The following is a 14,435-nucleotide window of genomic DNA, read 5'->3' as shown; positions in this document are numbered from 1 at the left end:
AGGAAATCCCCCGTGAAGATCGCAGTGCTGTCCCGTGCGCCGCAGGCGTACTCCACCCAACGCCTCCGCGCGGCCGCACTGCAGCGAGGGCACAACGTGAAGGTGCTGAATACCCTGCGCTTCGCGATCGACCTGACCTCCGACGAACCCGACCTGCACTACCGTGGTCGGCAGCTCAGCGACTACGACGCGATCCTGCCACGCATCGGCAACTCGATCACGTACTTCGGTACCGCGGTGGTGCGACAGTTCGAGCAGATGGATGTCTACACCCCGAACACGGCGAACGGCATCTCGAGCGCGCGCGACAAGCTCCGGGCGAACCAGATCCTCTCCCGGCACAACATCGCGATGCCGCCGACGGCCTTCGTCCGCAACCGCGCCGACGTGCGGCCGGCGATCGAGCGCGTCGGCGGCGCTCCCGTGGTGATCAAGCTGCTCGAGGGCACCCAGGGCATCGGCGTCATCCTCGCGCCGCAGGTGAAGGTGGCTGAGGCCATCATCGAGACGCTCCACTCGACCAAGCAGAACGTGCTCATCCAGAAGTTCATCGCCGAGAGCCGGGGCCGCGACATCCGCGCGCTCGTCGTCGGGGACCGCGTCGTCGCCGCGATGCGCCGATCGGCAGCGGGGGACGAGTTCCGTTCCAACGTGCACCGTGGCGGCTCGGTCGAGGCGATCGAGCTCGACCCGGTCTACGAGCGGGCTGCCGTGCGGTCGGCCCAGATCATGGGACTCCGCGTCGCCGGCGTGGACATGCTGGAGGGGGACGAGGGACCCCTGGTGATGGAGGTCAACTCCTCCCCGGGCCTGCAGGGTATCGAGACCGCGACCAAGCTCGACGTCGCGGGCGCGATCATCGACTACATCGCCGGTCAGGTCGCCTTCCCGGAGATCGACGTCCGGCAGCGCCTCACCGTCTCCACCGGCTACGGCGTCGCCGAACTCATGGTCCACGGCGCCGCCGACCTGGTCGGCAAGACGCTGGGGGAGGCGGGCCTGTGGGAGCGCGACATCACGGTGCTCACCCTGCACCGCGGGGTCAGTGTCATCCCGAACCCGCGCAAGCATGTGGTCCTCGAGCCCGACGACCGCCTGTTCTGCTTCGGCAAGCTCGATGAGATGCGCTCGATGATCCCCGAGCGTCGTCGTCGCCGCGCGAAGGTGCGCCGCCTGCCCAAGCAGCCGCTCTCGGAATGAGAGAAGCGCGTCCGCCCTGACCGAGGGCGGCCGCGCTTCGCGGTCCGGGGGAGCGAGTCAGCGCGGACGCTGCGCCCGCACCTTCGTCGGGTCGATCCCCTTCGGGATGGGAAGCGACGACAGCGACTGCGAGACCGAGTCGATGCGGCGGATGACGGCCGCCATCGTGGCCTTGTCGATGGCCTTCGGGAGCTTCTTGATGGTCTTCGCGAGGTCGGCGATGGGCACCTCGTCTTCGCCGTGCCCGACGTAGAGCACCGTGATCGGCACGCCGTGAGCGACGCGCTGCGCACGGCTGCGCTCCTCGTTCACGAGTCGGGTGAGGCGTCCGCGGGCGCCCTCGCCGACGACGACGATGCCGCCGCGGCCGACCGTCCGGTACACCGCCTCCTGCGTCTTCGGGTTGATGCCCACCGGGGTCTCGGAGGCCTGCCACCGGCGACCGAGGCTCGTGCTGAGCACGTGGCCGGTCGCACCGGGCATGCCGTCGATCTTCGTGTACATGGCCGAGGTCGACAGCCGGGTCATGAGGAACAGCGCGCCGAGGACGCCGAGCATCAAGCCCGTGATGGCCCAGAGGACGAGCGTCCACACCTGGAACGGCGGAATCAGGTAGCCGGCCAGGAGGCCGAGCAGCACGCCGCCGATGAGGATCGCGGCCTGCGCCCAGGGGAGCCAGGCATAGGCCTCGCGCGTGAACCGGAAGAGGGACTTGATCTGGGAGAAGAACCCAGGACGCTTCTCGGGTTCAGGAGCACGCTTTGCCATGGAGACCAGCCTACCGAGTCCGAAGGCCGTGCGATGCCGCCGTTCGCGTGCAGCGGAGAGCGTGTGCGCGATCTCTCCTGCACAATCCGACCCGCCACGGGATCTCGTCCCCGAGCAACGAGTTCGGACGGAGCGTCCCGCGGGTCGGGTGGGATGGATCGCATGACACCAGCGCGTGAGAGTGCCCCCCGCGAGCAGGCCGTGCTTCCCCAGGCACACCGTACGATCCGACTCCTCGACTCTGCTGAGGGGCCCTTTCGCGGTGCGCTCGTCACCTCGCCGGACGGTCCGGTCGTGCGCGTCGAGGCCGAGAGCCTCGCTGGTTGGGCGGGCTGTCGATATGCGGGCACCCAGCACATCGCCGCGCCGGTGGACATGATCCGCCGCGCGGACGGACACGACGTCCTTCTGCCCTGGTGCACCGAGCGCCTGGAGGCCTACGTGGATCGGCGGCTCCGGCGGGGCGGGTTGCCATCGGGGGAGGTCAGCACGGTGGTCGTGAGTCTTCTGCGCGGACTGGCGGAGCTGGGGCCCGCGTCGGCGGTGGACATGCACGGGACATGGTGGCTCACCGACGGGGGCCGGCCGGTCTTCGTGCTGGGGCCCGGTCAGGACGCGCCGACCGCCGTCCTGGTGATCGTGGACCGGCTACGCGCGGAGTGCACCGATAAGACGATGGCCCGGGTCCTCGACCGCACCCGCGATCGCGTTCGCTCGGCCGCAGCACAGCGCCGGGTGCCCCGGCGATTGCTCGAGGACGCAGAGAGCGACCTCTTGGAGATCGCAGCACCACGACCACTGGAAGAGGCTGCCGAGGACCGGGCGGCGCCCACGGAAGCCGGTGTCTCCGGTGCGGTGCGACGAGTCCGCACCGAACCCGTCACCCGCGCACGGCTGCGGGAGCGTCGGATGCGGGAAGAGAGTGCGGTCAAAGGGGGCTCGGTACGGGCGTTCGCCGGCCTGCTCGCCCTCCGCGATCGAGTCGTCAGCGGGGCGCGACCTCTCCTCGATCGGCGGACCATCAGGGTACGGCCGCCGGCGGGCGGAGGGGAGACGGGTTCCCGGCGCAGGCGGGTTCTCATCGTGGCCGGCGCGTGCGCGGCGGCGGTGCTCCTCGCGGGGCTGCTGTGGCCGAGCGACGGAGACGATCCCGCGGTCGGGGCAGCGGGGAGCACTCCTCCGTCCGCTGACCGTCCTGAGGGAGCGGGCCCTGCCAGGCGGACTGCGCCGACACCTGCTCCTTCACCGTCCGCGTCCGCGGCGCCGCCGAAGGCCGACGATCCGACAGGCGCTCTCCCGGCACTCCTCGCGCAGATCGTCGAGTGCGAGGCACGCGACGACGCGGTGTGCGCCGCTGCCGTCGCGGCCGGTTCCGCGGGGATCACGCCCGTCGCTGCCGAGATGGCCGGTCGGAAGGATGCGGTTCTCGTGGATCGCTATGGAGACATGGCCGTGATGGAGCTGCCGTCATCGCCCGAGAGCGGCGAAGCGAAGACCGAGGAGGCAGCCATCCTCGTGCTGGTGTGGGCAGATGAAAAATGGCTGGTCCGCGACGCATATCGCGTCGCGGACCAGCCGAAGTGAGGCGAGCCGTCGGTCAGGCGCCGAGCTGGCCGCTGAACTGCGCAGCCTCGAGGCGAGCCTTCACCGCACCGAGGAAGCGTGCCGCGTCGGCACCGTCGATGATGCGGTGGTCGTACGACAGAGCCAGGTACACGTAGGAGCGGACCGCGATCGCGTCCGTGCCGCCGACCTTGACCAGACCCGGGCGCTTGACGACCGTGCCCGTGCCGAGGATCGCCGACTGCGGCAGGAACACCACGGGCGTGTCGAACAGCGCGCCGCGCGAACCGGTGTTGGTCAGCGTGAACGTGCCGCCGGCGAGCTCGTCGGGCTTCAGCTTGTTGTCGCGGGTGCGCGCCGCGAGATCGGCGATCTCGTGGGCGATCTCGGCGATGTTCTTCGACGCAGCGTCGCGGAGCACCGGCGTGAGCAGACCGCGCTCGGTGTCGACCGCGATCGAGACGTTCTCGGACGCCGGGTAGACGATCTGCTCGCCGTCGACCGTCGCGTTGATGATCGGGAAGGCCTGCAGGGCCTCCGCCGCGGCGAGGGCGAAGAACGGCAGGAAGGACAGCTTGTCGCCGGTCTTCTCGAGGAACGACGCCTTGACGCTGTCGCGGTACTCGGCGAGAGCGGTGACGTCCACCTCGACCACCGTGGTGAGCTGGGCCGTCTGCTGCATCGACTCGACCGCACGCTTGGCGAGGACCTTGCGCAGGCGCGACATCGGCTGGGTGGTCCCGCGCAGCGGCGACACCTCCAGGGGGGCCGGAGCCGGCGTTGCAGCGGCTGCCGGTGCGGCGGTGGCGGTCTCTGCGGCCTTGAGGACGTCCTCCTTGCGGATTCGGCCTCCGACGCCGGTGCCCTTGACCGTGGCCAGGTCCACACCCTGCTGCGCAGCCAGACGGCGCACGAGCGGGGTCACGTAGAGGTTGTCGCTCTCGGTCGGCAGCGACAGCTTGGGGGCCTCCGCCTGCGCGGGCTGTGCCGGAGCAGCGGCCTGTGCGGGCGCTGCGGGGGCCTCGGCCTGCGGAGCGGGAGCAGCGGGCGCCTCGGGCTGTGCAGCCGGAGCCTCGGCCTGCGGAGCCGGAGCGGCGGGCGCCTCGGCCTGCGGAGCGGCAGGGGCTTCGGCCTGCGGAGCAGCGGGAGCCTCGGGCTGGGGTGCGGGAGCAGCACCGGATCCGACGCGTGCCAGCACGGCGCCGACCTCGACGGTCTCGTCCTCGCCGGCGACGATCTCCTGCAGCACCCCGGCGACCGGCGACGGGATCTCGGTGTCGACCTTGTCGGTGGAGATCTCGAGGAGCGCCTCGTCGACCTCGACCGAGTCGCCGACCTGCTTGAGCCAGCGGGTGACCGTGCCTTCGGTGACGCTCTCACCGAGCTCGGGGAGCACGATGTCGGTGGCGTCGCCGGAGGGAGCCGCAGGCGCGGACTCGGCGGGAGCGGAGTCGGCTGGTGCCGGCTGCTCGGCCGCGGGAGCCGTGGCGGGCTCCGGAGCGGCGGGGGCGGCGGCCTCAGCCGGGGCGGCTTCAGCCGCAGCAGGGGCATCGTCGGCCGGTGCCGCACCGCTGCCGTCGCCGATGCGGGCCAGCAGAGCACCGACCTCGACGGTCTCGTCCTCGGCCACGAGGATCTCCTCGATCACGCCGGTGACGGGGGAGGGGATCTCGGTGTCGACCTTGTCGGTCGAGATCTCGAGCAGGCCCTCGTCCGCCTGGACGGTGTCTCCCACCTGCTTGAGCCAGCGGGTGACCGTACCCTCTGTGACGCTCTCACCGAGAGCGGGGAGGACCACGGATGTGCTCATGACTGAGTCTCCTTCAGAAGTTGTATGACGCTTGTCTAGCTTAGTGACTCGGGCACCGGTTGGTGCTCAGAGGGCGTGCAGGGGCTTTCCGGCCAGCGCGAGGAAGGCTTCGCCGAGGGCCTCGCTCTGGGTCGGGTGGGCATGGATGAGCGGCGCGATGTCCTCGGGATGGGCCTCCCACGCGACCGCGAGCTGGCCCTCGGTGATGAGCTCGCCGACGCGATCGCCGAGGAGATGCACACCGAGGACGGGACCGTCCTTGAGGCGGACGACCTTGACGAGGCCGCCCGTGCCGATGATCTCGCTCTTCCCGTTCCCCGCGAGGTTGTACTCGTAGGAGTGGACGGCGTCGGCACCGTGCGCGGTGACCGCCGCCTCCTCCGTGAGACCGACCGAGGCGACCTCCGGGCTCGAGTAGGTGACCTTCGGGATCTGCACGTCAGGGACGTTCACGGGGGAGAGGCCCGCGATGCGCTCGGCGACCGCTATGCCCTGCTGGAACCCGCGGTGGGCGAGCTGGAGGCCGGGGACGATGTCGCCGACCGCCCACACGCCGGGGACGCCGGTGCGGAGGTCGCCGTCCACCGTCACGAACCCGCGGTCCAGGCGCACGCCGGCTTCCTCGAATCCCAGGTCGGCGGTGGCGGGGCCGCGGCCGACGGCGACGAGGAGGTAGTCGGCGGTGAACTCCTTGCCGTCCTCAAGCGTGACCGTGACGGACGAGTCGTCCTGGGTGGCGGTCTGGAAGCGCACGCCCAGGGAGTACTGGATGCCCCGGCGGCGGAACGCACGCTCGAGGCCCTTGCTCATCGCGATGTCCTCGTTCGGGACGAGGTGGGGCAGCGCCTCCACGATCGTCACCTCAGCTCCGAAGGAGCGCCACACGCTCGCGAACTCGACGCCGATCACGCCGCCGCCCAGGATGAGCACCCGCTCCGGGATCACGTCCAGGGCGAGTGCCTGCTCGCTGGTCAGGATCCGTCCGCCGATCTCCAGACCAGGCAGGGAGCGGCTGTACGAGCCGGTGGCGAGGATGACGTCGGTGCCGACATAGACATCGTCGCCGACGGTGACGCTCCGGTCCGCGTTCAGGCGGCCGAGCCCGGCGACCGTCGTGATCCCGCGCGCCTTGACGAGCCCCTCGAGGCCCTTGTACTTCTTCGCGACGATGCCCTCGCGATACGTGCGCACGCCCGCCGGGTCGATCCCGCCGAACGAAGCCGTGACGCCGACCGAGGCGGCGTCACGCACGTGGTCCGCCACCTCGGCGGCGTGCAGCAGCGCCTTCGTCGGGATGCACCCGCGGTGGAGGCACGTGCCTCCCACCTTGTCCTTCTCGATCAGTGCGACGGACTTGCCGAGCTCGCTGGCTCGCAGTGCCGCGGCGTACCCGCCGCTGCCGCCGCCCAGGACGACGATGTCGAAGGTGTGGGTTGTCATGGGTGTCATGCCTCCGGGTGGGATGCTGCTTCGGCGAAGGCGATGATCGATCGGACCATCGCCCCCGTGGGGCCCTTCTCTGTGAAGCCGTAGGGGGCGCCGGCGTGTTCACCGGATCCCGCGATGTCGAGGTGCACCCAGGGGATGCGCGGCGCGTCGTCCGCGTCCGAGGTGCGGCCGACGAAGCGCCGGAGGAAGAGACCGGCGAAGGACGCGCCGCCCATCCGATCTCCCATGTTGGCGTTGATCATGTCGGCGATGGGGGAGTCGAGCGTCTCCTCCATGTAGGCGGGCAGCGGCATGTGCCACGCGGGCTCTCCCGTGCGGGCGGCCGCGGCGAGGAACTCCGCGACCGTCTCGTCGTCGCCGAAGACGCCGGTGTGACGGTGGCCGAGGGCTGCGACGATCGCGCCGGTCAGAGTCGCGACGTCGATGATGACGTCGGGGTTCTCCCGGCTCGCGGCGACCAGACCGTCGGCGAGGACGAGGCGCCCCTCCGCGTCGGTGTTCAGCACCTCGACGGTGGTGCCGTCGAGGATGCGGATGACGTCCCCGGGGCGGAGAGCACGACCGGACGGCATGTTGTCGGTGATGCAGAGCCAGGCGGTCACGCGCACGGGGAGGCGGAGGGCCGCGATGGCGCGGAGGGCGGCGAGGGAGGTCGCGGCACCGGCCATGTCGAACTTCATGCCGACCATCGAAGCCGCCGGCTTCAGGGAGAGTCCGCCGGTGTCGAAGGTGATGCCCTTGCCGACGAGGGCGATGTGCCGCTGCGCGTCCGCCGGCGCGTAGTCGAGGCGGACGAGGCGCGGCGGCCGGTCGGATCCCTGGCCGACGCCGAGGATGCCACCGAAACCCTGTTCCGCGAGAGCACCCTCGTCGAGGATCTCCACGGTGACGTCGAGGTCCGCGACGCTGTCGGCGGCGCTCTGCGCCAGCTGCGCGGGGCTCTGCCACTCGGCGGGCACGTTCACGAGGTCCTTGATGAGAGCGACGGCCTCGCCCGTGGCGTGAGCGCGGGCGATCGTCTCGTCGTCGAGCGGGGCGTGGACGACGACCGCCGTCGCCCGCTTCTTCCTGCCGTTCTCGGCGCGGTAGTCGTCGAAGCGGTAGCCGCCGAGGACGGCACCCTCTGCGGCCGCGGCGGCGTGCTCCTCGAGACCGGCGGCGAGGCCGAGCGCGACGGTGTCGAAGCCGGTCAGGGAGCGGAGAGCCGCGCCGGCTGCGCTCCGTACGGAGGCGTCGTCGACGGTGGAGCCGACGCCGACGACGGCGAACGGGAGGGGCGTCACCTCGGGGGCGTAGACCCGAGCGAACGCACCGGCGGCGCCGGTGAAGCCGATGCCCGCCAGAGCGTCGGCGAGACCGGGGTGAGCCGCCAGCGACTCGGCCGACTCGGAGAGATCGGGGACGACGAGCACTGCGGCATCGGCAGCGCTTCCGGGGAACTGATCGGTGGTGTGCGAGAGCACGGGAAGCGTCATGCTCTCCATCCTAGGATCTCCGCCCCGGGGTCGTCGGTCCGCCGGCCGGGGTGTGTTCGCTCTCAGCGAGACACGTCAGAGCCCGGCTCCGGGTGCGGCTCGTAGCATGGAGACATGCCCTTCTCCGGAGAGATCCACGAACGCGTCGCGAACGCCCCCACGGTGCCCCACGGCCTGCCTCTCGTGATGCTGCTCACCGGTTTCACCGACGCGGGCAGTGCGGTGTCGGGGCTCATCGATCATCTGCGGGAGACGACGTCGCCGCAGCCGCTCGCGGTCTTCGACAACGATGTGCTCCTGGACTACCGCGCACGCCGCCCGGTCATCTCCTTCGACCAGGACCACCTTGCCGAGTTCCGCCCGCCCCGTCTGGAGCTCTCCCTCGCCACGGACGCGCTGGGACGCCCGTTCCTGCTGCTCACGGGCTACGAGCCCGACTTCGCGTGGAACGCCTTCGCGGAGACCGTCCTGGATCTCGCTGCGGAGTTCGAGGCCTCGGGGCTGCACTGGGTCCACTCGATCGCGATGCCCGTGCCGCACACGCGCCCCATCGGGACGACGGTGAGCGGGAACCGGCGCGACCTCGTCGTGTCGCACTCCGTGTGGCGTCCGCGCACGCAGGTCCCGGCGACCGCGGGTCACCTGCTCGAGTACCGGTTCGCGGAGCGCGGGGAGCGCGTCGTCGGCTTCGTGCTCCTCGTGCCGCACTACCTCGCGGAGACGGAGAATCCGGAGGCGGTCAGTGCAGCGGCGGAGAAGCTCATGGCCTCGACCGGCCTCGTGCTCATGCTCGACGCAGTGCAGGAGCGCCGTGAGGACTACCTCGCCCGAGTCGACGAGCAGGTCGCAGCGAACGACGAACTGCAGCAGATGGTGCACAACCTCGAGCGCCGGTACGACGCCTACATGGCCGGTCGTGACCCCGAGGACGACTCGTACGACGAGGGCGGATTCAGCGAACGCGACCTGCCCAGCGCCGACGAACTCGCGGCCGAGCTCGAGCGCTACCTCGCATCTCGGCCGTCGGGTGACGAGGACAAGCCGGGACGCGGCTGAATCTCTCGCAGCGGATCGGGCGGGAATGCGTCCTCATCGCCATACGTGTGCGATACTAGGAGTCCGACCCGTTGTCAATCAGTGTTTTCGAGCACTGGACTTGACAAGGGTCTTACTAGTGTCCGAAATGTCCCGGGGTCTCCCAGCGGCCCCGTGAAAGGCGAAACGTGACTCCTGCCACGACGAAGAACACGCGGACGAAGAAGGCCGATCAGATCACCGCGGATCCCGAGGTCGAGGACGTCGAAACGACCGAAGCGGCTCCTGCGCCCAAGCGCGCCGCGGCCAAGCGCGCCCCCGCGAAGAAGAAGAAGTCGGACGACGTCGTCGAGGAAGACGACGCCGCCGCAGCCGAGGGCTCCGAGGACGCCGCGGGCGACGAGGAGGAGGACGACGCGAAGCCGGCCTTCACCGAGCCGCTGCCGACCGGCGCGATCGTCATCTCCTCCAAGGACGACGAAGAGGTCCCGGTCTACTCGACCCAGATCACCGGTGCCACGGCCGACCCGGTCAAGGACTACCTGAAGCAGATCGGAAAGGTCGCGCTGCTGAACGCGGCCGAAGAGGTCGAGCTCGCGATGCGCATCGAGGCGGGTCTGTTCGCGGAGGAGAAGCTCTCCGCGATGTCCCCCGCCGAGAAGACGAGCCAGCTCGGACTCGACCTGCAGTGGGTCGCCCGTGACGGCCAGCGCGCGAAGAGCCACCTCCTCGGCGCGAACCTCCGTCTCGTCGTCTCCCTCGCCAAGCGCTACACCGGTCGCGGCATGCAGTTCCTGGACCTGATCCAGGAGGGCAACCTCGGTCTCATCCGCGCGGTGGAGAAGTTCGACTACACCAAGGGCTTCAAGTTCTCGACCTACGCGACCTGGTGGATCCGTCAGGCCATCACCCGCGCCATGGCCGACCAGGCCCGCACCATCCGCATCCCGGTGCACATGGTCGAGGTCATCAACAAGCTCGCCCGCGTGCAGCGGCAGATGCTGCAGGACCTCGGTCGCGAACCCACCCCGGAAGAGCTGAGCCGCGAGCTCGACATGACTCCGGAGAAGGTCGTCGAGGTGCAGAAGTACGGTCGCGAGCCGATCTCCCTGCACACCCCGCTCGGCGAAGACGGAGACAGCGAGTTCGGTGACCTCATCGAGGACACCGAGGCCGTGGTCCCCGCTGACGCCGTGGGCTTCACGATGCTGCAGCGTCAGCTCGAGCAGCTCCTCGACTCCCTCTCCGAGCGCGAAGCCGGCGTGATCCGGATGCGCTTCGGTCTGGGCGACGGTCAGCCGAAGACGCTCGACCAGATCGGTGACACGTTCGGCGTGACGCGTGAGCGCATCCGTCAGATCGAGTCCAAGACGATGGCCAAGCTGCGCCACCCGAGCCGCTCGCAGTCGCTGCGGGACTACCTCGAGTGATGCAGGCGAACGAGGGCAAGGCGCTCGAGACGAGCGTCGACGGAAAGAGCTACGCGCGGATCCCGCTGCGCACCCGCGTCGTGATGCCGGATGACGACCTCGACGCCATCATCACGGAGTACGCGAAGGATGCCGTCCAGCCGGGCGACCTGCTCTTCGTGACCGAGAAGATCGTCGCGATCACCCAGGGCCGGTCGTACCGCTTGGACGAGATCCAGCCGCGGAAGCTCGCGCTGTTCCTGTCGAAGTACGTCACCCGCACGCCATACGGCATCGGTCTCGGCATGCCCGAGACGATGGAGATGGCGTTGCGGGAGTGCGGTACGCCGCGCATCCTCTTCGCTGCCGCCGTCTCGGCGGTCACCAAGGCCTTCGGGCGCAAGGGCGACTTCTACCGCATCGCGGGGGACAAGGCCCGCGCGATCGACGGACCGACGAAGCACACCATCCCGCCGTACAACGAGGCTGTGGTGCTCGGCCCGAAGGACCCGGACCGCGTCGCGGCGCACCTGAAGACGCTGATCGGAGGCCAGGCCGAGGTGGCGGTGGTCGACATCAACGATCTCGGCGGCAACATCCTCGGCTCCACGCTCGACAAGGCGGGGGAGTTGCGGCTGGTGAAGATCCTCGGTGACAACCCGCTCGGTCAGGGCCTCGAGTCCACGCCGCTCGGCATCGTCCGCGCGGTCTGAACAGCTCGAGCCACCCCTTCACGACCGAACCGGCCCCTTGCGTGTGAACGCAAGGGGCCGGTTCGCATGTAAAGGGGTGGCCCGGCGCTTCGACGGGCTCAGCGACCCATGCGGGGTCCCTGAGCCTGTCGAAGGGTGAGCTGTCGAAAGGTCAGAAGCCGATGACCTCGCGGTAGCGCGGCTTGTGCCCGGTACGGATGCCGGTGACGCTGGGCTTGTTCTCGTAGACGCCCGCGCCCCAGTTCCCCTCGACGAGCACGGGGCCGTCCGGGGTCACGACGACGTCCCATCCGACGTACTGCACCTGCGGCACGACCCGGGCGACCTGATCGATGAAAGCGCGCACCTCGTCCATGTAGGGCAGCTGGAAGTCGGCGATGCGGAAGCCCGAGTCCGGGTGGGTCTCGTGCACGTGCCCGTGCGAGTCATAGCCGGCCCCCACGGCGTGCCCGTTCTCATCGAGCATCGTGTAGAAGCCGCCGAAGGTCATCTGATCGCTCACCGCGCCGCGGCCGAACTTCTGCGCCATTGCGAGGATGTGCGCCTTCTCCCCGTCGAAGAAGGCGGTGATGCGGGTGGTGTTCACGGTTCCGGGGCACACGGCCGCCAGGTCGTCATGCTGGCGGATGACCTCTTCGATCAGCAGCTCGCCGCGGTCGAGGAGACCGCGGTGGAACTCGGTCCAGTCCGTGATGTCGGCGGCGTGATATCGGTGCACACCGGTCCCGGCCTGGCCGACCGGCTCCTTCGTGACGATCGTTCCGAGGCGCTCCGTGAGGGCACGGACCTCGTCGGCGTTGCCCTCCTCGACCACCATCCACTCGCGATGCAGATGTGCGGAGAACTTCCGGTTGAACTCGATCTTGTCCTGGAAGATCCAGCGGAAGTCGGGGTGGTCGTACTTCTGGGAGAGCTGGTTGGACACCGGGTGCGTCATGTACGTCTCGCGCTCGGCACGGTTGAGCATCGCGAAGTCGTAGTCGATGTAGTCCTGGAAGCCCACGTTGTGGCGGGCCGCCGACCAGAGCATGTCGGCGACGATCGTGGGAACGGGACGGTGGTGCTGTGCCGAGGCCTCCTTCGCCCGTTCGAACACCGAACCGACGTCGATGCGGCGGGCACGGCCGAGGAGATAGCGGATGCGGGGCGCGAGAGAAAGACGAGACATGGAGCTCCGGGTCTAGGGATCGACGTCCCAGTCTACGCGGGGAGCCCCCAGGCTCCTGGGAGCGCGGAAGCTAGGCTGGAGGACGTGTGTGACACGAGTTCGAGTGCGCTTCCGCAGGCGATGATCTCGCGTTCGGCCCTTGCTGCCGGCGCGTCCGCGGCGATCCGGGCCGGGGGCCGCCGTGCCGATCTCCGCCGCGACGCATGGGGGCATGGACTGCTCGCCGTGGCCCACGCGGTGACAGCCGCGGGCGTCGAGGAGGTCCTCGTGGACTCGCCAGGCGAAGTCGAGGCCCTGCGCCTCGAAGGCATCAGCGCCACGACCGTCGGTACGCCCGACGTCGACCCCGTCCTCCTCTACGGGCTGCCGTCCGCGGAGGGAATCCCGGCGACACCTCCGGTCATGCGCCTGGTCGGCCGGGTCATGTCCACCAAGCGCCTGCGCGCGGGGGAGGCTGTCTCCTACGGCTACACCTTCCGGGCCGCAGCGGACACGGAGGTCGCGCTCGTGACGGGCGGCTACGCGCAGGGTGTCGTCCGCTCTCTCGGCAATCACGCCGACGTGGAGATCGCCGGCGCGCTGCGTCCCATCGTCGGACGAGTCGCCATGGACGTCTGTGTGATCGACCTCCAGGGCGCCGCGGCCGAGGTGGGAGACACGGTGACGTTCTTCGGCGGGACCGGCCCCGCATCCGACGCGATCGCCCGCTGGGCCGAGGTCACCGGGATGACGCCCGCGGAGCTCGTGGCCGTCCCCGGTGCTCACGCCGTGCGCGGATGGGAGGCATGATGGGTGGGCCGATGCGACCCGAACTCCGCCTGGACAGCGCCGTCTTCCGCGCGAACATCGCGGCCGTGCGCGACCGACTGGGCGACTCCACGTTGATGCTGGTGCTCAAGGACGACGCGTACGGCCACGGACTCCGCTGGGCGGTGGAGACCGCGCTCGAGGCGGGGGTGACGACGTTCGGCAGCTACGACGTGCGCGGGGGCCTCGACGTCCGGCGCCTCGCAGGCGGGACCGCGTCCGTGTTCGCCTGGGCGACCTCGACCGACGAGGAGATCGACGAGGCGCTCGTGCAGGACATCGAGCTCGGCGTCGGCACGATCGAGTACCTGCGCCGCATCGTCACGCGGGCCGATGTGCTCGGTGTGCGTGCCCGGGTGCACCTCAAGATCGACACCGGCCTCCATCGCAATGGCGTGCGTCCGGAGGACTGGGCGGCGGCCGTTGCCGAGGCGAGGGCGGCCGAGAGCGCGGGCACCCTCGCGCTCGTGGGCGTGTGGAGTCACATCGCGGAGGCGAGCGACGCCGAGGACGACGAGGCCCAGTCCGTGTTCCTCGATGCCGTGCAGCACACCGGTCTGTCCGGAGCTGTGCCGGCGGCCCTGCACCTCACAGCGTCGGCGGCATCCTGGTGGCGTCCGGAACTGCGCGGCACGGTGTCACGGATCGGGGCGTTCTGCTACGGCATCCGTTCGGCGGACGGCCCGGATCTCGACGGTGTGCAGCCGGCGGCACGTCTCGTGGCCCCGGTCGTCCGGGTCGACGGCGACGCCGCGGTCGTGGCCGTCGGCAGTCTCGACGGCCTGCCCTCGACGCTGGCCGGCATGACGGTCGGTACCCCGGCAGGCCCCCGCGTGGCGCCCGAGATCGACCTGGCGACGACGACCGTCGAGGGCTGGCCGGGGATGGCTGTCGGCGACGAGGTGACGATCTTCGGGCCGGGCACGCAGGGGGAGGAGACAGCGACGACCCTCGCCGAGCGGATCGCGACGGTGGGCGAGGAGATCCTCACCCGCCTCGGTCCGCGGATTCGGCGGAGGGTCGTGGAGTGAACCGGCT

The 14,435-nt window shown here is 70.0% G+C and carries 12 protein-coding genes; 7 read left to right on the top strand and 5 right to left on the bottom strand.

Features of this window, described 5'->3' with window-relative positions; genetic code table 11:
* Window positions 1–12: 12 nt before the first annotated feature.
* Entirely contained in the window at window positions 13–1,200 is a 1,188-nt protein-coding gene (locus MICNX66_RS08915) for a RimK family alpha-L-glutamate ligase (protein WP_060923121.1), read from the top strand.
* A 57-nt stretch (window positions 1,201–1,257) separates the two neighbouring features.
* Here MICNX66_RS08915 and MICNX66_RS08910 read toward each other — a convergent pair whose 3' ends face one another.
* Entirely contained in the window at window positions 1,258–1,968 is a 711-nt protein-coding gene (locus MICNX66_RS08910; RefSeq protein ID WP_187661578.1) for a DUF4191 family protein, read from the bottom strand.
* A 294-nt stretch (window positions 1,969–2,262) separates the two neighbouring features.
* On the opposite strand from MICNX66_RS08910, the gene MICNX66_RS08905 reads away from it, so the two are divergent.
* Window positions 2,263–3,552 (top strand): hypothetical protein, encoded by a 1,290-nt coding sequence (locus tag MICNX66_RS08905; protein ID WP_187661577.1) that lies wholly within the window; start codon window positions 2,263–2,265, stop codon window positions 3,550–3,552.
* A 13-nt stretch (window positions 3,553–3,565) separates the two neighbouring features.
* On the opposite strand, the gene sucB is transcribed toward MICNX66_RS08905, so the two are convergent.
* From sucB to MICNX66_RS08890, 3 genes are all read right to left on the bottom strand, one after another.
* The gene (gene sucB / locus MICNX66_RS08900; protein ID WP_187661576.1) at window positions 3,566–5,341 is read right to left on the bottom strand and encodes a 2-oxoglutarate dehydrogenase, E2 component, dihydrolipoamide succinyltransferase; all 1,776 of its coding nucleotides are present in this window, start codon (window positions 5,339–5,341) and stop codon (window positions 3,566–3,568) included.
* 66 nt (window positions 5,342–5,407) lie between these two features.
* The gene (lpdA, locus tag MICNX66_RS08895; RefSeq protein ID WP_187661575.1) at window positions 5,408–6,781 is read right to left on the bottom strand and encodes a dihydrolipoyl dehydrogenase; all 1,374 of its coding nucleotides are present in this window, start codon (window positions 6,779–6,781) and stop codon (window positions 5,408–5,410) included.
* 5 nt (window positions 6,782–6,786) lie between these two features.
* Window positions 6,787–8,265 (bottom strand): leucyl aminopeptidase, encoded by a 1,479-nt coding sequence (locus tag MICNX66_RS08890; RefSeq protein WP_187661574.1) that lies wholly within the window; start codon window positions 8,263–8,265, stop codon window positions 6,787–6,789.
* Window positions 8,266–8,379: 114 nt separating this feature from the next.
* Between MICNX66_RS08890 and MICNX66_RS08885 the strand changes: the two genes are divergently transcribed.
* The 3 genes from MICNX66_RS08885 (at window position 8,380) to MICNX66_RS08875 (ending at window position 11,422) form a co-directional block, all read left to right on the top strand.
* Window positions 8,380–9,321, top strand: coding sequence for a proteasome assembly chaperone family protein (locus tag MICNX66_RS08885; protein WP_187661573.1), 942 nt, complete (start codon window positions 8,380–8,382; stop codon window positions 9,319–9,321).
* 167 nt (window positions 9,322–9,488) lie between these two features.
* On the top strand, window positions 9,489–10,730 hold the full coding sequence (locus MICNX66_RS08880) for an RNA polymerase sigma factor (protein WP_187661572.1): 1,242 nt from the start codon (window positions 9,489–9,491) through the stop codon (window positions 10,728–10,730).
* Window positions 10,730–11,422: a coenzyme F420-0:L-glutamate ligase gene (locus tag MICNX66_RS08875; RefSeq protein WP_187661571.1), complete on the top strand. Its 693-nt coding sequence runs from the start codon at window positions 10,730–10,732 to the stop codon at window positions 11,420–11,422. The genes MICNX66_RS08880 and MICNX66_RS08875 overlap by 1 nt, the downstream gene beginning before the upstream one ends.
* Window positions 11,423–11,573: 151 nt before the next feature.
* On the opposite strand, the gene MICNX66_RS08870 is transcribed toward MICNX66_RS08875, so the two are convergent.
* Window positions 11,574–12,590 carry a sugar-transfer associated ATP-grasp domain-containing protein gene (locus tag MICNX66_RS08870; protein WP_025103580.1) on the bottom strand — a complete coding sequence of 339 codons (1,017 nt, stop codon included), beginning with the start codon at window positions 12,588–12,590 and terminating at the stop codon, window positions 11,574–11,576.
* 84 nt (window positions 12,591–12,674) lie between these two features.
* On the opposite strand from MICNX66_RS08870, the gene MICNX66_RS08865 reads away from it, so the two are divergent.
* Together MICNX66_RS08865 and MICNX66_RS08860 are read left to right on the top strand one after the other, a co-directional pair.
* Entirely contained in the window at window positions 12,675–13,379 is a 705-nt protein-coding gene (locus MICNX66_RS08865) for an alanine racemase (RefSeq protein WP_232089028.1), read from the top strand.
* 11 nt (window positions 13,380–13,390) lie between these two features.
* Window positions 13,391–14,428: an alanine racemase gene (locus MICNX66_RS08860; protein ID WP_187661570.1), complete on the top strand. Its 1,038-nt coding sequence runs from the start codon at window positions 13,391–13,393 to the stop codon at window positions 14,426–14,428.
* Window positions 14,429–14,435 lie beyond the last annotated feature (7 nt).

This window comes from Microbacterium sp. Nx66 (genome assembly GCF_904066215.1).
Lineage (GTDB): Bacteria > Actinomycetota > Actinomycetes > Actinomycetales > Microbacteriaceae > Microbacterium > Microbacterium meiriae.
This window is presented reverse-complemented; position numbering and strand designations above follow the sequence as displayed.